12 protein-coding genes are annotated in these 22,251 nt (G+C 46.1%); 2 read left to right on the forward strand and 10 right to left on the reverse strand.

The features are described 5' to 3' along the window. Positions 1-8: 8 nt before the first annotated feature. The 6 genes from E0496_RS13010 to E0496_RS13035 form a co-directional block, all read right to left on the reverse strand. On the reverse strand, positions 9-1,721 hold the full coding sequence (locus E0496_RS13010) for a sensor histidine kinase (RefSeq protein WP_141502122.1): 1,713 nt from the start codon (positions 1,719-1,721) through the stop codon (positions 9-11). Positions 1,722-1,754: 33 nt separating this feature from the next. After that, on the reverse strand, positions 1,755-3,272 hold the full coding sequence (locus E0496_RS13015; RefSeq protein WP_141502123.1) for an extracellular solute-binding protein: 1,518 nt from the start codon (positions 3,270-3,272) through the stop codon (positions 1,755-1,757). A 134-nt stretch (positions 3,273-3,406) separates the two neighbouring features. After that, complete coding sequence (locus E0496_RS13020; RefSeq protein WP_141502124.1) at positions 3,407-9,811, reverse strand: S-layer homology domain-containing protein; 6,405 nt, start codon at positions 9,809-9,811, stop codon at positions 3,407-3,409. 179 nt (positions 9,812-9,990) lie between these two features. Further along, positions 9,991-10,830 carry a carbohydrate ABC transporter permease gene (locus E0496_RS13025; RefSeq protein ID WP_421923801.1) on the reverse strand — a complete coding sequence of 280 codons (840 nt, stop codon included), beginning with the start codon at positions 10,828-10,830 and terminating at the stop codon, positions 9,991-9,993. Positions 10,831-10,839: 9 nt separating this feature from the next. After that, entirely contained in the window at positions 10,840-11,709 is an 870-nt protein-coding gene (locus E0496_RS13030; protein ID WP_175598054.1) for a carbohydrate ABC transporter permease, read from the reverse strand. Positions 11,710-11,788: 79 nt separating this feature from the next. Next, positions 11,789-13,111, reverse strand: coding sequence for an ABC transporter substrate-binding protein (locus E0496_RS13035; protein WP_141502125.1), 1,323 nt, complete (start codon positions 13,109-13,111; stop codon positions 11,789-11,791). Positions 13,112-13,348: 237 nt separating this feature from the next. Here E0496_RS13035 and E0496_RS13040 point away from each other — a divergent pair, with 237 nt between their 5' ends. Both E0496_RS13040 and E0496_RS13045 read left to right on the forward strand, forming a co-directional pair. Continuing rightward, positions 13,349-14,887, forward strand: a complete 1,539-nt coding sequence (locus tag E0496_RS13040; protein ID WP_141502126.1) for a glycoside hydrolase family 31 protein — start codon at positions 13,349-13,351, stop codon at positions 14,885-14,887. A 25-nt stretch (positions 14,888-14,912) separates the two neighbouring features. After that, the gene (locus E0496_RS13045; RefSeq protein WP_141502127.1) at positions 14,913-16,217 is read left to right on the forward strand and encodes a Gfo/Idh/MocA family protein; all 1,305 of its coding nucleotides are present in this window, start codon (positions 14,913-14,915) and stop codon (positions 16,215-16,217) included. A gap of 87 nt (positions 16,218-16,304) precedes the next feature. On the opposite strand, the gene E0496_RS13050 is transcribed toward E0496_RS13045, so the two are convergent. The 4 genes from E0496_RS13050 to E0496_RS13065 form a co-directional block, all read right to left on the reverse strand. Continuing rightward, on the reverse strand, positions 16,305-19,241 hold the full coding sequence (locus E0496_RS13050; RefSeq protein WP_141502128.1) for a DUF4832 domain-containing protein: 2,937 nt from the start codon (positions 19,239-19,241) through the stop codon (positions 16,305-16,307). 226 nt (positions 19,242-19,467) lie between these two features. Next, positions 19,468-20,481: a LacI family DNA-binding transcriptional regulator gene (locus E0496_RS13055; RefSeq protein ID WP_141502129.1), complete on the reverse strand. Its 1,014-nt coding sequence runs from the start codon at positions 20,479-20,481 to the stop codon at positions 19,468-19,470. A 191-nt stretch (positions 20,482-20,672) separates the two neighbouring features. After that, complete coding sequence (locus E0496_RS13060; RefSeq protein WP_141502130.1) at positions 20,673-21,263, reverse strand: DUF3885 domain-containing protein; 591 nt, start codon at positions 21,261-21,263, stop codon at positions 20,673-20,675. A 62-nt stretch (positions 21,264-21,325) separates the two neighbouring features. Next, positions 21,326-22,123 (reverse strand): GNAT family N-acetyltransferase, encoded by a 798-nt coding sequence (locus E0496_RS13065; protein WP_141502131.1) that lies wholly within the window; start codon positions 22,121-22,123, stop codon positions 21,326-21,328. Positions 22,124-22,251 lie beyond the last annotated feature (128 nt).

Consider the following 22,251-nt stretch of genomic DNA (forward strand, 5'->3'; position numbering starts at 1 on the left):
TCCTTAGTTCAAGACGCGTCTTCCCTGCCGCTCCAGCATAATTCTACGCAAAGCCCGCCTAATTTCGATTGGCTGAGCAGCAAACCTGAGTCGCCACCGTACATTAGACGCAGACGTTGATGCACATTTTTTAGGCCGGACTCTATTTCTTCATTGCTCGAATGAATCTTTCTTCTAATCGAATCGATTACCGCATAATCTATGCCCGTGCCCGTATCTTCAACCGCTACATGGTTCATGGTTCCATCTCTCCAGCACCGGATTCGAATCAAACCATATTCTGAATGATTATTGAACGAATGAAGGATGACATTTTCAACAAGTGGCTGAACGATTAACCGCGGAATTTCCAGGTCTCCCATCTGCGGCTCAACCTCGATATGAAATTCAAAATCATCTCTCAGCATGCAATGGATTTCCAGATAGAAATGGACCAAATCCAGCTCTTCCTTCAACTGTACCATTCTGTTCCCCGTCTTGGTTGTGTAGCGGTAGTACTTGCTCAAATTCATGGTCATTGAAATGGCTGCTTTGTCTTCCTTCAGCTCAATCATGCTTTTGATATAAGCCAGCGTATTGTACAGGAAATGCGGATTGATCTGCGATTGCAGCTGCTTCAGCGTCGCATCCTTCGACCGAAGCTGCTCTTTAAACACATCCTCGATCAGTTTCTCTATTTTTGCAGCCATGGAGTTGAATTTCTCATATAGAAATCGGTACTCCCCTTTGGGCTTGTCCACCATCCTTACGGAATAGATGCCTTTTTCGATCAAATTCATGTTCTGAATCAGTTTACGGAAGGGGATTTGAATATTACGATACATCACAAAAGCAAGATACGCCCCCATAAACAGAAGCATTCCGCTTATCACATAAAACATCGTCTGATTCCGGCTGATGGGCGCCATAATATGGCTGATGGGCACGTAATCAACCAGATACCAGCCTAAGGATTCCAGCTTTTGATAGTGGACCTGAAACCTCGTCTTATCGGATTTAAGCAGCATGTATCCGCTTTCCATTGAGCTGTCGATCTCTCCAAGCCTAGGAAGAAATTCGTCAATTTGATCTACGTTTACGGTGTAATTATAAATAGGATCTGCTCCCGGATGATACAAGAAGGGATCTCCCGAGCCATTGCCTTTAAATTCAGATAACGCGCTGCGCAAGGCTGCCACGCCGAATTTAAGCAACACTCTCATATGCGCATCGCCTGACTCCGCTGAATTTTCCGGATAAGACAATATTTCCATAAAATAGTCTTCATTAGGATCGGAATAGTATTGCCAAAATGTATCCTGCGCGGGAAACTGTTTCGGAAGCGCATTTAGGCTGGAGTTGCTTTTGATGACGATTCCAGTACGAGGGTAGAGAACGGCAATCACGGCTTTCCAATCGCCATAACCGGCAAGCCGATTAATTTCTTCGGAGACCGTTCGATTGATTCTATACTTATCTAAGACATCGTCAAGCAAATCGGGATAGGCTAAATTTCGTACATCCGTGCTTTCGTACAGCATTTTCTTATAGGTATCCAGCCGGAAAAACAACTCATCCAATTGGTTGGCAAACGTTTCAATCTGATACTGCTTCACCTTAATAATTTCGTCCGTCAATACACGCGTACTTGTTCGGTTCGACACCGCAAATAAAAGTAAGATTGGAATAAGTAAAATGAACAACGTGGCTATTAGCTTGGTAAATATGCTGAATCTGCTCATGACCGATCGTCCTCTCCAAATTCGGGCAGCATCTTAATGTTGGAGTTGAAATTCCGCGAACTGCTTCTTCAATTCGGCAAATACAATGTCAAAGCCTGCCTTCTTGAGCGCTGCGATTGCATCCTCATAGTACTCTTCGTAACTGGCCAATCCAAAATTGATAGGCTCAATTTTTTCCTTATAGACCGCCATGACCTGCGCCATCTCATTTTTGACGGACGCCTCATTGAAATGAAAGCCGAATAGCTTGGAAATGCGAGAGTTCTCGTCATTCGCAAGCATGTCATCGATAATGTCATCCTCTACACTGGCAGGTGCGAGAAAATAGTCCTTGTTGCGCCACATCCATTCGTATATTAACTGGTCATTGGTTAACTGCTTGATTTTACCGTTTTCCAGCTCATAGTCCTTCCCCTCTACCCCATAAATAATAAAATTATAATTTTCTTTGTTTTGCAAAATCCAATTCATAAACATCATCGCACGTTCAGGGTTTTCCGATGCCGCAGTTATCATGAAAGCTTCATTGCTTGGGGTAGTGATAAACTTAGGTTTCTTCTTAGCAAGATAATACTCGCGCAGCCTGGCATTGGGATCGGCATTCCGTGCCGTCTGCAGGTTCTCCATCGCTCTGGAAACCGCGCCTACTCGAAAAAGAAGCTTGCCTGCATTCTCCTGATCGATCTTCGCTGCCGGATTGCCCACTAAATTTTTGTCAATGATCCCCATATTCACCCATGACTCGCGTAAATGAGCCACCTGCTTGTACAAATCAGATTCCACATAACTTAGAATCTCGCCTGAATCCTCGTCAACCATAAATAACATTCGCTCATCCAATGAAGAGTAGTTTCGATCCGTTAGTTCGCGCCACAGCATTTCATGGCCTCGGTCCGTCTCCAAATAGCCGTAATAACTCGGATCTATGGCCTGCATTCTTTTGAAAAATAGTTCTAAATCTGCAATTGTCTTTATTTCCGACATGCTGGCCTTCTCTAGCAAATCCTGGCGAACCATGACGGAAGAAAATTTTCCTGCTGACGTAAACGCCTGCGAAGGTATTGCCCAAAGCTTATCGTCAATCCGTTTCTGCTTAAAGTTCTCATCGGGAATATGTTTAATCAGATCCTGCCCGTATTGGTTCAGCAGCTCATCTAAAGGCTGAATATATCCCTTCGTATAATAAACAGAGACGAAGGGTCCGCCATACCAGAACAAATCGTAATTTTCTCCGGTGGATAAGGCCAGTTCCAATTTTTGCTGGTAATTAGACCACGGGATATACGTCAATTCAAGCTTCATATTTAAATCTTTTTTCAATCGGTCATTCAGTTCATTCTCAACGAAGTCACCCATGCGCACCGACAAATCGCCAGGCATGATGACCTTCAGCGTGACAAATGATGCTGGCGCGTCTTCTACTTGTTTATCCGCTGTATTGGCATTTTGGATTCCCGGCTTATTTGAAGCATCGGGTCCGAAGTTGCTGTATAGGATGTACAGGAGAGACGCGAAAAGCATGACAACGATTCCAATAACAGCAGGTTTCATCGAAAAGCACAACCCCCTATACTGTAGAGCCTCAAAGCTAGTCTACACTAATTTTTTCAAGGTGAATACGATGCCGTCATAGAACAGGAGCACATGAATTCTAAACTCATGTGCTCCTTAACCTCATTTATTATTTAGTTAATAAACTGTACGAACTGCAAGAACCGTTTCATCATGACAGACGCTTCCGCTCGGCTTGCATGAGCGCCAGGATCCAGCGTCTGCTCTGACTTGCCTTGGATGATTTGAGCGGTGAGCAATTCAGCTATCGCCTGTTTGGCCCAAGCACTGATGGAACCGTTATCCGTATATTTCTCAAGCGTTTTTTCATTGGCTTGGACGGATTTGTTCACATAGCCCAGAGCTCTCGATAGCATAACCGCCATCTGCTCGCGAGTGATTCGTTCATTGGGTTTAAATGAACCATCACTAAAGCCTTCAATGATTCCCGCTTCAACCGCTGCTGCAATCGGAGCTGCAAACCAGTCCCCTTTGGACACATCGCTAAAACCGGCGTCCGTACTTAGCGTACTCCATCCGAGAGAACGAACGAGTATGGCTGTGAACTCTGCGCGAGTAATCGGTTTGTCCGGCGAAAAGCCGTTAAGCGAAACCCCATTAATCATTCTCTTAGAGGCTAGCAGCTCGATGTCTGATTGAGCCCAATGGCCAGAAAGATCAGTGAACGCCTTACTGCCCGAGGCTACCGTATAAATGCTATTTCCATTTCGTTTGATGACAACCTCTGTATTTCCGCCATTTGCTAAAAGAACGGATGGAACAAAATAAAAGGTTGCTGTATCCGGGTTGAATAGAAGTGCCGTCGTTTTTGTTGGATCTACAGCTCCCGGCACCATAACCGTTCTTTCCAGATAGGTGCTGCCGAAGCCGGTAATCTCCATCGATTTTCCGTTAGCTTGAGCAAAGATGTTGTAATCCAGTGCAGGGGCAAGCAATGTCAACCCTTCTTTGCTTGCCTGTTCAGACATTAGGTCTGCTACACTGTCTGCAGCTCTGCTAATGACGATGCTTATGGTCATTTCTTCAGGACCGACGCCCAGCTTTTTCGCTAATGTGGCTAATCCCAAACTTTTGACAGGAACCTTGTAGCTTCCGAAATCCGTCTCTACCATGACTGACGCTTCCGGCAGCTCACTCGCAACACCTGCAAATGCAGATGATGGAATATTAACCTTCGTATTTCTACCTTCATTTTTCAGTTTGATGATAACCGATTTTGAATTTGCGGAAGTCGAGCCTGTAAGAAGGGCATGGAAGGCATCCTGAAGCTTCTTCGCATCAATGGTGGCTACCATCTCAATAACGCCATTCTCATTCGTTGTTGGAACAAGCATGACAGCGTCTTGTCCCAGCTTAATTCCTTTGTCCGTTATTTCCGGTGTTGATGTTGTAGGCGGTGTTGACGTGCCGCCAGTCCCGCCAGATGGCGGGTTTGATTCGGAAGAGATCGTTACATGAAATAACTTCTCCAGATTGCCATCCGAAGTCTTAGCCGTAATGACGGTTTGGCCAATACCAACTGCCGTGACCAAGCCTGCGGCTGACACATAGGCAACCTTATGGTCTGCGGAAGACCAGACGACTCTTTTATTGCTTGCCTGTTCCGGAGTTACGGTAACGTCCATTTGCTTGCTTGCACCTGGAGCCAATTGTACCTGGACAGGCGTTGTCGCCGTTAATCCCGTAACTCTTACTGGGGCTTCAGCAGCACTATTGAATACGTCTACGCTGCCCAGATTCAGCCAACCGTTTGCATTTTGCTCAGCATTTGCGAAGTTAAATGTCTTGGCATCTGCATTGATTTCTTCTAACGGATTTACATAGCGCATCAAAATTTGATAGCTTCCATTGCTTAATTCCGGATTGTTAGTGAATTCAAACCGCTTGTTGTTATCAAATCCATTCGTATTTGGAAGAATGCCTTCCAAATCCCAATCCGGATTCCATATTTTAATAATGCCATTACCTGATTTGGCAGCAAGTTCAACCTTCCAGTTGTAATAGAACGGCGCTACTCCTTTGTTCTCAAGCTCTACTCCTACTTTCAGGTTTCCGTTAGTCGCGTCCAGATAGGCGGTAGGCACATAATATTCATAGCCCATTCTGCGCGAGCCTTCCGTAGCTCTAGCCAGAGGCTCTGGATCCAGAGGAGTTTGGAAAATTCCTTGAGCAAGCAACCAAGATGCATGGGTTAAGCCAAGACTCGTGTAATAATCCTCTCCCTGCGCCCCCTCGATCGGCGTCGATGGTTCATTGTATCTAGGCGGATCGTTATTCCACATTTTCACTTGAATTTCCGGTCTCATCTCGCCGCCCATGCTATTCGTCTTCCAGAACTCCGTTACTCCTGCGTCATTGACTTTGCCCCAGAAATGCCAGCCTTGTCCGCCTAAGCTTGGCGGGAGTGTCTGGAAGGCAAAGGAATCATCATGGTAGCCGACATCGAAATTTTTGGTTTTAAGCGTGCTATTCTCCATTGGATTTCTTAATACGAGCTGCGTTTCGTCGAACGCGTGGTCTATTGCGGTAAGAACCCGCTTCATGTTGGCGTCTGTTGGCATCAGATTAGGCGACTTCAGATTCCCGTCATAGGGATACGTATGCCATTCGCCCCAGAAGCCGATTAGCCCAATCATGATGGACCCGATTCGGGGATCGCCATCATATCGCGTTCCTAGCGCACCAATGAAATTGTCCAAAGCCTCCAATAATCGCTCATCGTTATAGTCAGGCGCCAAACTCGTGGCATCCTTGCCATTGTCAAATTCCTCATATTGATAAGTCTTCAGCCCTTCATCGATTAGAAATTGCGGGATTGCTGAAGGCTTGTTCGGATAGTCCAGATAAACCCTGAATACGGACTGATTGCCTCGGGACGCCACCTCTGCAAGCCGTTTATCCAGTTCAGACCAGTTAAAGTCATCCAAATTGTTCATCAGCTTGCTCAGCGGCAAGTAGAAAAACTCTAAGCTGTATGGAAGCTGTGTAGGCCGATCTCTCCAATCATCGCCCTCTTTGAAATAAGCTTCCTCAGCTGCATCGTAGAAAGGAAGGAAGCCCTTGAGCGGATTATCTACCGGTGCAGGCTGATACGCCAAAGCATGCGTTCCTTCCGTTGTTGCCCAAGCTGGCGGGCTCGGGTGTTCGGCAGGAGGTGTCGTTGTGCCTCCTCCAGATCCGCTTGTTCTGCCCGTTAACGCATAGAGGCCAATCTGGTCGATGCTGAGGATGTTGTCCGCTTGATTTTTAGGACCAAAACCGAATTGAATTTGAAGCACTTTGCTCGCATCGAATACAGCATTGCAAGCATCGCAGCCTTGCCATGCGGACTGAGCGAACGCGCTCCAAGGAATTCGAACCATTCCTTTGTAGCCGGCAGGAATGGAAAGCGAGCCTCCACCGAGCGCAGTCGACTTCCAGCCGTCGGCTCCATAGTAGAAGTTCACGACTCCTCCTTCTTTTAACGAAAACTCACCTTTAGGTGCATCGGTAACTAGCGATATATTGAGATCCATATTTTTGTTGCTTGGCGACGTGTTATTAGCCCAGAATGTGAATCCATCAAATGCGGACCAATCTGTGTCTGTTCCGGTAAACGCCGCACGTTTAATATTGACCCAATCGGATATGGGTTTGCCCAAAGGCGGGGAAACTGCGAATTTCATCGCCTGACTGCCATTCGCATAATTAACTTTGTCAATCGCACGAAGCGCAGATGGTTCTCCGGACTCCCAGTCTACTCTCCAGATATTCTGCAAAGCGGCATCGCCCTCATACGATTCGAAATCTTCCAGTACTTTATCCGCTCGATAGAGCATGATGTCATCAATCGTGATGACATTGTGAATATAACCGGCTGGCGGGTATCCGAACTGAAGCCCCGTTACTTCGCTGGCATCCAACACTGCAGCGCAGTCCGCTTGAACACCGTCGCACTGCCATGCGGATTGAACGAATTGATCCCAAGCAATTCTTACTACGCCTTTGAAGCCTGCGGGAACATTTAACGAGCTTCCGTTGAACGCCGCAGCCTGCCAGCTTCCGTCAGCGGCGATTGTCGATGCTGACCCGCCTTCCTTCAAGCCAAACTCCCCTTTGGCTGCTGGCGTTTGAAGCGCGACATTCATGCTGAAACTTTTATTATCCGTTGTTGCATTGTCTACCCAGAAGCTTAAACCGTCGAATTTGGACCAATCACGTTTGTCCGAAGGGATGGAATAGATGGTATTCGACCACTCCGAATCCGCGATCGCAACCGAAAGCGTAAGGCCCTTGCTTCCGCTCGATTGGCCAAGCGCTCTTGTCACTGAGCCCGGTTTGTCCGACCACGCTTCCGTCCAGGCTTGCCCAAGAGCAGCATCATCGGCATAGGACTCGAAATTATCAATGAGACCCGGCTTTTCCGAACCTGGATTAGTGCCTGGGTTAGTACCAGGATCAGTGCCAGGGTCAGTATCTGATTCATACTTGTCCGTAAAGTAAATTTCATCAATATAAATGGTGCCTGTCGTATCCCAAGCCGCTTGTGAAATCGCAATGCTCCAGATGGTTTGCGACAAATTCACCCCTTGATCAGGCAAGTCGATAACTATGTCTTTATAGCTGGTTGTAATCGTATCTCCGCTGAATTGACCGATCGTTTTTGTTACCCCGCCAACACTGAGGCTGACCTGATTCTCTTCTCCACCGACGGCTCCCTTCACCCGAAGAACCAGCTTCCTCGTATCTGCAACGTTTCGGCCGATATTTGTTTCCAACCGCGACATATTCTGATATTGCAGGACTAATGCGCCATCTTGGACCACGCCAGCGCCATTCCCGTTGGCAAAACCGCTTGAACCAGTCCATTGGTTAAGGTCATTTTGAGTGTTGCCAGACCACGCTGGCGTTCCATCATAATCATCCACGAGCAGGCGCTTTGGCGGCGATGGCGGTGAAGTTGGAGGCGCCACGCACGGTGAAGCGCAATCTCCTACCAGCACGGGACCCAAATTGAGCCAGCCTGCGTTGTCTTGATTCGTATTTGCGAATCCTACTTTTTTCGCCTTATTGCTAATCGCCTCTAACGGATTAACGACCTTCATCACTAAATAATAGTAACCATCATTCAAACCTGGAGTCGGAATGGACGTATCAAAATAATAAGGTTCGCCGAATGGGATATACTTTGGATCACCAGAGAGGTTCCACTCCGGATACGTTCTAATTTGCAAAGGCATAACCTTTGTCATATCCCATGTCGTATCCCATTGCTTAACCAGCTTCCCAGATACGCTTTTCACTCCCAGCTCTACCTTCCAAGGATAAGCGAAGGGAGCAACCCCGTTATTCTGTATGGTTACTCCGACCTTAAGCGGGTCGCCTTGAGCAACATCATTATAGTAGGCGCTCTTTACATTTAAATCATAGCCCATCTTTCTAACACCTGCGGCAACAGTAGCATCGTTGGCACTATAATTACTGATCCCGCCATGGTTGATCATCCACGTTGCATGAGTCAGTTCAATATCATCCATTGCATGGTCAACATTGGCGCCGCCGCTGAAGAAGCTGCTCTGAATTTCTGGACGCACTTCTCCACCAACCGATTCCGTAATCCATTTGTTCTCGGAACCAGCTTCCAGCATTTTGGTCAAAAACGAGTAATAGGCTCCGCCCATGCTCTCTGGCTGCGTTACGCTCTGGAGAGGATTTCCTTCCTTATACCCGAATGAGTCATCATGATATCCAAAATTATACTCCGGTGCACCGGGCAAGCCGGGATATCGAACCTCAAGCTTGGTTTGGTCGAAAGCGCTATCATAAGCCATGAATATTTCTCCAATTGTATCTGCGCTTGGCATGTAGTTCGGCAAACCATCCGCAGTATCCTCATCATAAGGGTAAGTATGCCACTCCCCCCATAGTCCTACGAGGCCCATATGAATAAATCCGATACGCGGATCTCCATCATACTCTGCACCAAAAGCTTTAATGAAGTTAGTCAAATAAGTGACCATTAAAGGATCATCATAATCAGGCTCATCCTGACCAAATGTAGCGTTATAACGCATATCAACGCCGCTTTGGTGAATAAAGTCCGGTATCGCATCCTCCTTGCCCGGATATTCTAGATAGACCCTGATTGCCGCCTGATTCCCTCTTGCAGCAATGGCATTCAGTGCCGGCTCTATGCCCGTATCAAATGTATAGGAATCAGAGCCATTCATCACCGCTTTCAGCGGGATATAATACCATTCCAAGCTGTGGGGGAATGAAGTTTCCGTTTCCCACGGATAGAACGGTGCGAATCCTTTTAGCGGGTTATCTAGTGGGCTTGGGGCAAAGCTCAAATCATGCTGAGTCAAGGCGCTATCCACCATAGGACTCGGATACGGATTAGTGGGTACGCGCGTTGGAGCCGGGTCTGCGCTAGCAATGCTTGCAGCATTTCCGAAGAATGTACTTAATAACAAACAGCCAATAAGAAATACTTTGAATGATGCCTTCTTAATATTGTGTACGGATAATGGATTCATCGAAATCCTCCTCAATAACGTCGTTAAATAATGAAAACGCTGTCATAATTACCGCTGCTTATTGGGTTGTTCCCACGCAAAATAAGCAGTAGGTCAATCCGGACTCGCATAAGCCCGGATCCCTGCGAAAATAAATTCAAAACCGATGAAGCAAATGAGAAGCAAGAGAATTAATTGTTTTAACCTTTATGCGCACTAAATGCGATACCTTCGATAAACTGCTTTTGAAATATAAAGAACAAGATGATCATCGGAACGACCGCCATAAAGGCACCTGCCATTAACACAGGGTAATCTGTTCCGAACATGGAAACGAGTGTGGCAATACCTGATGACAACGTCATCTTCTCAGGTGAGCTATTAATAATAAGCGGCCATTGCAGTTCATTCCACGACCACTGCAATTGAATGATGACAATAGCCACTAAAGCTGACTTAACTAACGGAAGCATGATATGCCAGTAAATTTGAAATGGATTGCAGCCATCCAGCACTGCCGCTTCTTCCAATTCCTTAGATATCGTCAAGAAAAATTGCCTTAATAGAAAAGTAGCGAAAGGACTAATTAACGAGGTAATCCAGAGAGCAGTTACCGTATTGACTAATCCAAAGTCGCTCATCATCATGTATTGCGGCGTATAAAAAACAGGATTAGGAACCATCATGACCGAGATTATCACTACAAAAAGAATCGTACTTCCCGGGAACCTCAACCGCGCAAAGGCATAGGCTGCCATCGAGCTAAATATAACTGGAAACACGGTCTTCATCATCGCTGTGAAAATCGTATTCATATAATAAAACGGAAATGCGGATTGCTTGATCGCCTCAATATATCCTCTTAGGCTGGGGGCATCCGGGAAAAGTCGGATTGGAATTTGAGTAGCTTCCGTAGTTGTCTTCAGCGAAGTCAGCACCATCCATACAAATGGAACGAGCATAATAACGGCGCTGATAATAAGAATGCTATGAACAATCCAGTTGATCTTCCTCGCCGATGAGATTTGCATTTCTGTCATCCTTCCTCCTCAGTCGTAGACGACCCACTTTTTCTGAAAAGCAAATTGAATCCCTGTCAGTACAAGGTTAATCAACAGTAATACATTGATAATGGCGGCGCCATAATTGGGATTAAAGTAAACGAAGCTGTTTTGGTAATAGGCATAAACAAGGGAGCGAACGGATGGAAGGGCGACATTCGTCTTCCCAATAATCAGGAAGATGGAGTCAAAAATCTGCGTTGCTCCTATTAAAAGGATAATGCTCGTGAAAAACAGTGTTGGTGTCAGCATAGGAATGGTGATATAGCGGAACTTGTTGAATCTCTGAGCACCATCAATGTCTGCCGCTTCATAGAGCGATTTCGGTATCCCTTGCAAGCCTGCGAGAATCAACAACATATTCAAACCAATTGCCCCCCACAGCCCAACGATAACCAATACGAACATTGCATAATTGGGATTAGACAACCATGCCACGCGGGTTCCCAGGATATGATTGATGAGTCCGAAGTCCTGAGCGAACAGGACAACCCAAACCATCGCTGCCGCTGCAGGCATCGTGACTTGAGGCAAGAAAAATATAACGCGGTAAATGGACAACCCTTTAATCTTTGTATTCAGCAACACCGCAAAAATGGTAGAGAGCATGAGGGTAACAGGCACAAACAAAGCAACATAATACAAGGTGTTGCGCAGGTTCTGCCAAAACTCTACGTCACGGAATAATTTCTCATAGTTAGCAAATCCAACCCAATGATTGACGAGTCCGAAATTCTCCGACTGTTGGAATCCTAGTAAAATCGACTGGAGAACCGGCCAACCCCAGAAAACCAATGTGCCTATGAGAGTCGGTGCGATCATGAAGTAGGCCCAAACATATCTGCTTCTGGAATTCAATCTGACCACTCCCTATCTATCGGGGACGTTCTTGACCGTCAAGAACGTCCCCCGATTCACTTTAATTTAGACCACATACTTATTTCGTTTCAGCTATTGCTTGATTCATCATCTCAGCGACCTTCTTAGCAGCGTCTTCCACTGTGATGGCTCCGCCCCATGCTTGCGACATAATCTCAGGCTCTTTCGCAAACCATACTGGGTACGATTTGGAACCGCTTGGATACGGAATGGCATCCGCTACTTGTTCCGTGAATACTTTCAGATTCAAATGCGGTCTTGAAGTCAGCCACGCATCTTGTGTGCCGTTGAATGCCGGTATAGCTGCACCCATTTCTGCCGTGATTTCTGCTGCTTTCTGCGATCCAAGGAACTTGAGGAATAACCAAGATTCTTCCTTGTTCTTCCCTTTTGCAGACATAACGTTGCCAAGGCCATTAATAATATTGCCTCTTTTCGACTTACCAGTAGGCAATTTTGCCCAATCCCATTTCCCTTTAATAATTTCACTGGCATCAATATCGCTAATCCGCCACGAACCATCAAAGATCATCGCCAATCTTCCAGACTTGAACATCTCGGTAGCTTCCGTATCCGTCATTTGTTGATGAGTCGGAGAAGCGCCGTCCAGAATCATTTGATAACGAGCTTTCAACGCTTCAATGGAAGCTGGATCATCATACCCCGATTTACTCAGGTCAGCGGATAGAATGCTTCCGCCATTGGCCAGCATATCGTTCCAATAGCCGGTTTGCGTGTCCAATTTCGCTCCAAAGCCATAGATGCCTTTTTCCGGCTGGCTCAGCTGCTTAGCAACCTCGGCAAGCTTGGCATAATCCCAAGTATCGTCTGGATACGGGATATTGGCTTGATCAAACAACTCTTTGTTGTACGCCAATCCAATCGTGTCGAAATCCTTAGGCACGCCGTAGTTTTCACCGTTCAGCGTATAAATGGTAGCAAGATCTGCCGCATAATTGTTCAGATCGATCTCACCAGCCTGCACCTTGCTTGTGATTGGCTCTAGGAAATTACCCGTTGCGTATTTGACAAATTGACCTCCGTGCATCCAGAACACATCAGGCAAAGTACCCGCAGGGGCTGCAGCGGACATTTTTGTCCAATAGTCCCCCCATGGGATGACTTCAACTTTGATCTTTATATTCGGGTTTTCTGCTGTAAACTCTTTCGCAATGGCTTCCATTGCCGGCTGCTGAATTTTATCCCAAATGGAATAGGTAAGCGTTACATTTTTTTGGGGCTTATCAGTCGCTCCCTCAGCATTGTTTTTTGAACCATTGTTCACGGTGTTGTTCGAGTTGCTGCTGCATGCAGCTGTGACCAAAGCCAAAACAATGAACACAACCGCAAACATAAATGAAAACTTGTTTCTTTTTGCCATTTTGCATCCCCCTAAATTTTGCGTAAGCAACGTTTGCGCAAATATTTACGCAAATTTATTTGCCTCTTCACTTATTTATTTTAAACGAAACCTATATCCACTTTAAATGCCTCATTCTTAAGATTGAATGCCCAATTATTAAGATAAAAACCATTTGCATTCGATTAAGGATTCCTCCATAATACTAGTAAATAATTGCGCAAATTATTTCATAACACGAATTGGGAGTGTCTGATTATGAAGATCACGAAATTACAAAGAAACCTCAGGGAGTTCTGGTGGGGAGGAGTTATTAACGAAGGGCATTTAATGCCCTTTGGCGACCGAGCTCATTCGCGTGATTTGCGTTTGACGGATGATAATCAAGCTTCCCCCTTATTGCTATCTAACCAGGGAAGGTATATTTGGAGCGAAGAGCCGTTTGCTTTTTCTTTTCATGAGAACACCCTTACAATTGATCACAAACAAAAGCTATGGTTAGAAGAAGGACATGGAACCCTTCAAGGCGCTTACCAGCATGCATCCAATAAATATTTCCCGCCTTCCGGCGTTACGCCTGACAAACTAGCCTTTGAAGCACCGCAATACTGTACTTGGGTAGAAATGTTTTATGAACCGACTCAGGAAAAACTCCTCAATTACGCGAGGGCGATCATTCAGCAAGGCATGCCTCCAGGCGTGTTAATCATTGACGATAATTGGATGCAAGACTATGGAACCTGGGACTTTGACAAGCATAGATTTCCCGACCCTGCCGGTATGATCGATGCTTTGCATGAATTAGGGTTTAAAATCATGCTTTGGGTATGCCCGTACGTGAGTCCCGACAGCATCACCTTCCGGCAGCTGCGTGATCTCGGATTCTTGATGAAGCATGCTGATGGCAACCCTGTCCTACGGAGATGGTGGAACGGATACAGTGCGATCATCGACTATACAAGCCTAGACGGAGCCGCTTGGTTCAGACAGCAATTAGACAGGCTGATTGAGGATTACGGAGTTGACGGATTCAAGCTGGATGCAGGAGAACCCCTCTTGCCTGACCTGATGGATGATGTGACAGAAGATATCGCATGGTCACGCCCCGTCCTCACGATGGAAGATTGTGAATCCTATGCTAGGCTCGGAATTGGATATGCCCTTAGCGAATTGCGCATGTGCTGGAAGCTCGGGGGACAAGCGCTCATCCAGCGGCAACGGGATAAGACGCACACATGGGAAGCTGCCACCGGACTGAAGGGACTCATTCCCAACGCGATTGCCCAGGGCCTAATGGGATACGCTTTTAATTGTCCTGACATGGTTGGCGGAGGGATGGATGGAGATATTAATTCACCTGATTTCCGTTTTGATTCAGAGCTCTTTATCCGCTTTGTCCAATGCTCGGCTTTATTTCCCGCGATGCAGTTTTCCATGGCGCCTTGGCGCGTGTTAAACGGCGATGAATGGTCATGGTGTATAGACGCTGTTCGGATACGAACAGAATTAGGCCCTTTAATCTCCGAGCTTGCCGACCAAGCGGCGAGAGATGGACTTCCAATCCTGCGTAGTCTGGAATTCGTTTTCCCGCTTCAAGGCTTTCATGCTGTTCAGGATCAATTCATGGTTGGCGAATCCATCCTGGTAGCACCTGTCGTGAATAAGGGACAAAGAACTCGCAGCGTCCAATTCCCAGAAGGCCGATGGCTGGGGGATGACGCAAGCGAAGTCGAAGGCCCGATCCAAATTGAAATCAATGCTCCTCTTTCCCGTTTGCCCTGGTATAGAAAAATCTGAATCCTTTCGTTAAGGAGACTATCTTATGAAAACGATTAAATTAGCTGTAATAGGTGCAGGAGCTAGAGGTTTCTTATCCTATATGCCCTATGTTCATAGGTTTCCCCGCGAGGCAGAGGTAGTCGCCGTTGCCGAGCCGAACGATGAGAGAAGAACGAGGATTGCCGAAGCCTTAAACCTAACCCCAGAGCAGCTCTATTCAACATGGGAAGAGCTGCTGAGCCAACCAAAGCTTTGTGATGCCCTCCTCATCTGCACACAGGATCAGATGCATTACGAGCCTACGATTGCTGCTCTCAGAAAGGGGTATCATGTCCTTCTTGAGAAGCCCATGTCCAACAGTCCGATGGAGTGTGTGGAGATGGAGAAAGTCGCACGCGAAGAAGGCCGCTTGCTCTCTATCTGCCATGTCTCGCGATATACGCCTTTTTGGAAAAAAATGAAGCAAATCATTACTGACGACCTTATCGGAAATGTAATGTCCATTCAACACAATGAAAACGTTGGTTATCTCCATCATGCCCATAGCTTTGTCAGAGGCAACTGGCGGAATGACACTCTCTCAAGTCCGATGATTTTAGCCAAGTCTTGTCACGACATGGATCTGATTCGCTGGATTGTTGACGCCGATTGTACGAGAATCAGCTCCTTTGGTTCATTAGGACATTTCCGGATTGAAAATGCCCCTGCTGGCTCGACCGACCGTTGTACGGATGGCTGCGAGGTGGAACATGCCTGTCCCTATTCCGCATTGCGCTTTTATATGCAGGATATTAAGTCAAATCCCTTTGCGGCACTCATCGCAGATCCGCCTACCGAAGCCAATCGAATGAAGGCTATCATGGAAGGTCCCTACGGCAAATGTGTCTATCGGACGGATAATAATGTGGTGGATCATCAAACGGTAAATATGGAATTTGAAAATGGAGCTACCGTTATATTCAGCATGTGCGGGTTTACGCGTGACATGAATCGTATTGTTCAAGTCATGGGGACCAAGGGGGAAATTCGTGGCGATTTGCTAAGCGGCCGCATCGATCTATTCGAGTTTTCGTCCGGCACTCAATCTGTCATTCAAACCCCAACCAGCGAAAGCGGCCATCAAGGCGGCGACGACGGGATTATGCGACAGTTCCTGTCCGACCTTCGGAATGGACAATTTATAGATACGCTGACTTCTGCGGAGGCCTCTCTGGAAAGCCATCTTATGGCCTTCGCCGCCGAGGAATCCAGACTGAGGGACGGCGCCGTTGTCGACATGAAGCTCTTTCGCCAATCTTTTTCATCAACGACACTTAACAACACGCCTCAGCTTGCTCATGAATCCTAGTAAGGGTATACAAAGACCGGCCCGCAGTTCTGCGGGCCGGTCTTGTTTTGTGTTTCTAAGTTAATCGTAAAGCGAACAGATCACTGCTTATACGAAACGAATCTCATCTATCCAAACTGTACTGCTGTTTCCATGCCAAAAAGACATCGCCAGTTGTCCCGGGCTGCTGCGATCCACACCATTCGCAACCAAATCAATTTCAATATCTTTGTAGCTGGTTGTAATCGTATTCCCGCTGAAATCCGCAAAAGTCTTGGTCACCCCGCCGATCGTGAGCTGGAAATGATTTTGCTCGCCACCGCTTGCACCCTTGATGCGAACGACCATTTTCGAATAGCTCCCGATGTTCTGATTAATATCCGTGCCTAACCAGCCGTCGTTGTTATACTGTAGCTTCAATGCCCCTGATTCAATGACGCCCGCGTTGTTTACAAACCCGTTTGCGCTGGACCATTTGCCCAAATCATTGCTGCCCGGCCAGCTCGGAGTGTTATCAAAATTATCTACTAACAACCCGTTCGTCCCGCTCCCTCCGGCATCTGTCGTTGCAGTAATGCTCGCGCTTGCTACCGATTGATTGCCTGCTGCGTCTTTTGCTCGCACCGTATACACATAGGCCGTGCTCGCAAGTAATCCGCTATCCGTAAAGTTAGCCGTTGCAGAAGTGCCTGCTTGACTGCCATTTCTGAAGATCACATATTCTGTAACACCAACATTATCTGTCGAAGCGTTCCATGCCAAGCTGACGCTGCTCGATGTTTTACTCGGCACGCTCAAATTTGTTGGCGCAGTCGGCGCTTGCGTATCGCTGGTGCTGCCTCCTCCTGAAATCTGAATGCGGTCGAAATCAGGCGCCCAGCCTGTTGGATTAGAGAAATGGATCGTGTTATTGCCTGCATTCAGCTGCACCTGAGCCTGAACGGTGCCAACCGTAGTCCAGCCTCCCGTGCTAGGCAGATTAAGTGTGGAAGCTGATCCTCCGTTAACGCGCAGCTGTGCGGAACGAGCCTCGCCGCTGAGGTAAGAAATCTTCATCGTATACGTTCCTGCCGTTGACGCGCTAATTCCGTTAAATTGCAAAGTACCGTCGTTATTCCCGACATACCCTACTTTCGAGCCTCCTGAACATGTGCTGCACGAGGAAATCGTCGCTGCTCCAGTCCGTGTATTGCTTGCGGACTCCGCTTCATAGGCTGTCCCGGTTCCGCCTCCTCCGGAAGCGTTCGTGGTCGCGCTTACAGCGCTGCTTTGGCCGGAAACGTTCCCCGCTGCATCCTTCGCCCTCACTGTGTAGCTGTAATTCGTGCTTGGGCTTAACCCCGTATCCGTAAAGGTATTCGTGTTCGAAGAGCCTACCGATACGCCTCCGCGGTAAATATCGTAGCCGGTTACGCCTACGTTGTCGGTCGAAGCTGACCATGTCAGACTGACGCTGCTCGAAGTCGTCCCGCTTACGGCCAGACTTCCTGGAATGCTTGGAGCTTGAGTATCCGTGCTTCCTCCGCCACTGTAGCTGCCATCGTAGGCCGTTTGGGTTAGGTTATACGAAAGCGTATTGTCCGACTTCAACAAATCGAAAGGACCGATGTTCTGATCGGCAGGGTCCATACCGATTCCTACTTTGCCAAGTGGCGTTCTGCCGCCTGTATAATAGTTGGTATTGGCAAATCTAGCACTTGGCTTATACCCGTAAGGGTCAAGAATGGATAGCGCCAACGTGTAGGTTCCCGCCGGAACATTGGAAGGGATCGTAAATGCACCGGAAACCTGCTGAACGGCAGGCGCTTGATTATATTGACGCGTCGTGCTGTTCCAATTGTCACCCGGCATCCAATTCCGTATGTCTACGTTGTTGAAAATACCCTTCCAGGCGACCGTGCGATCGCTTCTTAGCAAGCTGGCTTCCACAGGCCAGTTGTAATAGAACGGAGCGGAGCCTTTATTTACGACTTGAAAGGATACATTCATAGACCCACCAGGCTGCACGCTGCCGGAAAATGTCGCTTGATTGACGACAAAGCGATATCCGAACTCCTTCTGCATTAAAGCAGCCCCTTGCGATACGGCGGAATTGCCTGCATCATACAGATCAATCCAGCCTAAGCTTGTTGTATGTGTTTTTTTGATCCAGTCGATGACATAATTCCGATGGTTCGGATCGCTTAACGTGTCATTAGGTGAATCACCCGGCTGAATCTCCTTCTGTCCCCAATCATAGGCAACCTCACCGCCGTTGACTTGTGTTTTCCAGACATTTCTTGCAACAATGCCTTCCCCTCCTGCCAGATCATCGATTAAGGCGAAAGAATCCCATAGGAATCCAAAGTTATAATTTTGGAATGTATCGGGATACCGAACTTGAACTTTCTTGTTCTGAAAAGCTTGTGTAGCGGCGTCACCTAAGGCTATCTGGAAGCTGAGCGGGATTCTGTCCGTATTGTCCGCCATCTTATCTGGCCAAATGTGATGCTCTCCCCAATTCCCCCACAACCCTAGCTCAATATAAGCAACTCTAGGATCGTTATCCCAAGCTTGACCAAGCTTCTGAACGAAAGCAGTTAGTCGGTTTTTTAATGTTTCGGACGTCCATTGCGTCGTCACATCACCATGAGGCACGCCTTGCGGCCAAAATTCCCCACCGTTCGGGTATACGATAAAAACGCGAGGGATCACCTTTTTATTCTGGCTTTCGATCCCCGCCCAAGCTGTATTGCTCCAATCCTTGATCTTCTGAACGGAGTCCGATGCCGCATTCTCCAAATCGGTGTATTTGATATAGTGCTTAAACACGGTTCCGTACTCATGATTCGAGAAGCTAGTGTCGTTCATGAAACGAGTGGGCCTGAATCCCTTAAAGGGATTTTTGTAAGCCTCTTGCGTCTCGGTCAAATTAACGCTGATCGGACCGACAGCTGCTGATGCCACATCAAGAAAAGGTCCCACAAACGAACCCCCAGTCAGCAGTGCAAAAGATAACAATACAGTAAACGCTTTCAAAAACGGTTTTGAAAAACTGCTCTTCATCAATTATCCCTCCCTTATTTTAAAAAGTTTACGCAATTAAATTGCGCAAACTTTTGCGTTTTCAGTATATTCCAACTTCGCTCGCTCCGTCAATCAAAATAATTCTGTCTCTTGCTTCCCATGAATGAATGATCGATATTTTGTAATTTTGAACGCGAAAAAACCGCCCTCAGATTGTCATGATCTCTGAAGGACGGTTTTTTGGGAATTGATTTAAAGAGCGTTTCTACACCTTATTGACCACACTTGCGCAGGATTCTCGCTCAATGAGCTCTGTCTTTAAACTGATGTTTACTTCTGAAATATTTTTGTTTGTGATCAATTCTGTCAGTACTTTTACGATGATAGAGCTAATATCGTATCGAAACCTTCGGACGGTCGTTAGAGGCGGAACCATGAACTCCGATAGTTTTAAATCATCAAAGCCAACCAAAGAAACGTCCTTTGGAATACGGATTTTCATCTCCGCCAATCCCTTCATTGCCCCGAAAGCAATGATGTCGTTAAACGTAAAAATCGCGGTTATAGACGGCTCTCCACTCATCAGCTGCTTCACTGCTTCATAGCCGTGCGCAGGATCAAAAGCACCCATTAAGACATTGCTGTCGAACCATGGCAGCTTAAAATCGCGAAATGCGTCTTTGCAGCCGTCCAACCGATTTAAATTCACTAAATGATTCCTAGGGCCTGCAATTATTCCGATTTTCTGATGCCCGTGCTCATGCAAATATCGAATCACCTCATAAGCGCCTTTACGGTTATCGTAGTCAATATAGTTGTGGCCGTTCTTATAGGTTCTTCCATTCGTAAGCAAGTACGGAATTCCGAGTTTCTCAAACTCTTCAAACATCTTGTCATTGACGAATGGGTCAAATATGATGGCTGCATCTACTTTTTCTTCGCTCAGAAGCTTATAGGCCGGAGAGGACTGCGAGTCCAAGCTATGTTTCACAATATGAATCTGATGGCCGTAAGCCTCAAATTCTTCCTTCAAATGATTCAAGTCCGCAGAGGTAGACGGGTCATTATCAAAGAAGTCATTATTTCCTGGAACGATTATAGCTATATTATAGGCTATCCCTACCAGCTTGGAGGGAACGACACCGGGCTTTAAATGCTCGTTGGCAATATCCAGTACTTTCCTGCGAGTCTCCTCGCTGAAATTGCCTTGATTATTTATGATTCTGGACACTGTGCTAATTGAAACGTTTGCCTTTTTTGCAATTTCTTTTAGTTTCATTTGCGTCCCCCCCAATCTTCACGAAATTTTTTGCACAACAAGGAAATTATAGCGTTTAATAGCGTATCCAGTCAATCATGCTGGTTGAGCTGCGTCTCGTTGTTTTCCTCCCATAATCTTCCTCGCCAAATGCCTTTGGTGAACCAAGAGTTGAATGCCGGTTGCTAACTAGCCTAATTTGCTCAGAATAATTACGATTTAAAGAAGGAGTCAATACTCTCTCTATCGTAATCCAATATCCAGTGGTTATAGTTAATGTAAAGATCCTCAAGAGATGTCTTTGTGTATGATACGATATCTAGGCCTCTGCTGTCATATAAATAAAAAATCGTGTCACGAGTTATATTTACAAAAAAGATCCTATACTGCGAGAAGAGAAACATTGCAGGCTTAATATCTGATGCTTTGCAACACAGTACATAACGGGAGGAAACCCATCCATCCTCCTCTTCATCAGACATCTCGATGCTGCTAAAGCTGAGTTTTTTTAAAATCCCCCTGCTCTTCACGCCTTTGTTAAAAACTTTTATCCTGAAAGGCTTACTATTTCTTTTAACGGCCAGTAATAAAACAATATAAATTTCATCACTGTCACTATGCGCACTTTTAAATAATTGGGTAGTACGAAAGCGAACTTGTTCCCTGTATTTCTCATCAGAAACCAAAGGATCCGGGTCCCCAATCTCAAATCGAATGCCTACATTCGCGTTATAAAACAAAGGAGATTCCAATTTCAGTCCTCGAAACTTGTCATTGAGATAACGATCAAGCGATGCTGTCACTCATTCTCCCCCATTTCCGAAAATATTTTACCACCTTAAGACATTTGTGTATTAACCGAAACTTATAGAGAAAAACTCACGCACTGATAGAGATGAAACTGTCGAAATCCAAGTCGGAGTGCTAGCTTTCTTGATGCTTCATTACTCTGTGAACAATCCCAGTAGGAAGAGTAACCATTCTGAGCAATATCTTTCGCCACCAAACTTGCCAGACAAGTGCCTACGCCCCTCTTATGATGCTGAGGGAGAGTTTCAATTCCTATAGCGTGCACTTTCTTAGTTACAAAACTAGAGTAACATACTCCGATAATTTCAAAATCCTTAATGGCGACATAACCGTAACCTTTTTCATAAAAATCCTCATGCGTTTCCCAGAACTGATTAATATGCGCATACACAAATTCACTATTGAGAAATTCCTGACTTCTCCACTCCTGTGATCCCAACTTAACAGCCTGGAATCCATTAGAAGGTTCTTCATTGTGTGATTCAGAATCTGATGACACATACACCATTTGATCCCATGGGTTTAGCTCTCTTGAAGCAAATAACGAATGAAGGTTCCATTTATCATGATGGCCCGAAACCTCGAATTCGTTCATACCGAGTTCTTTCATTTTTGGTGTAATACTTGTCGTAATAAAATCATCAAGCTTGCCCGTAAAATCATCATTGCTTTCATCCCCAATAAGGTAAAATCCATTCATCCCTTTACACCAAACTAAGGCAGTCTTAGGTGATTCTACTCGATCAGAAAATACCCATCCAAGACTATTGCACTCTAAAACGGACTGAATCTCGGGATGAGGATGACCGTTTTCGAGAAGGGGAATAGCTCTATAAAATTGATTACGGGACAGTTGTAAATGTCAACATAAACATGTACACTTTTGCTTGTTTAAGGATGTACAAAATCACTTGTCCTCTTGAACGAAATGATCCTTCAATCGGTACGATTCGCCTACAATAGTTACGACAGTTGCATGGT

Source organism: Paenibacillus luteus, assembly GCF_006542765.1.
Taxonomy (GTDB): domain Bacteria; phylum Bacillota; class Bacilli; order Paenibacillales; family Paenibacillaceae; genus Pristimantibacillus; species Pristimantibacillus luteus.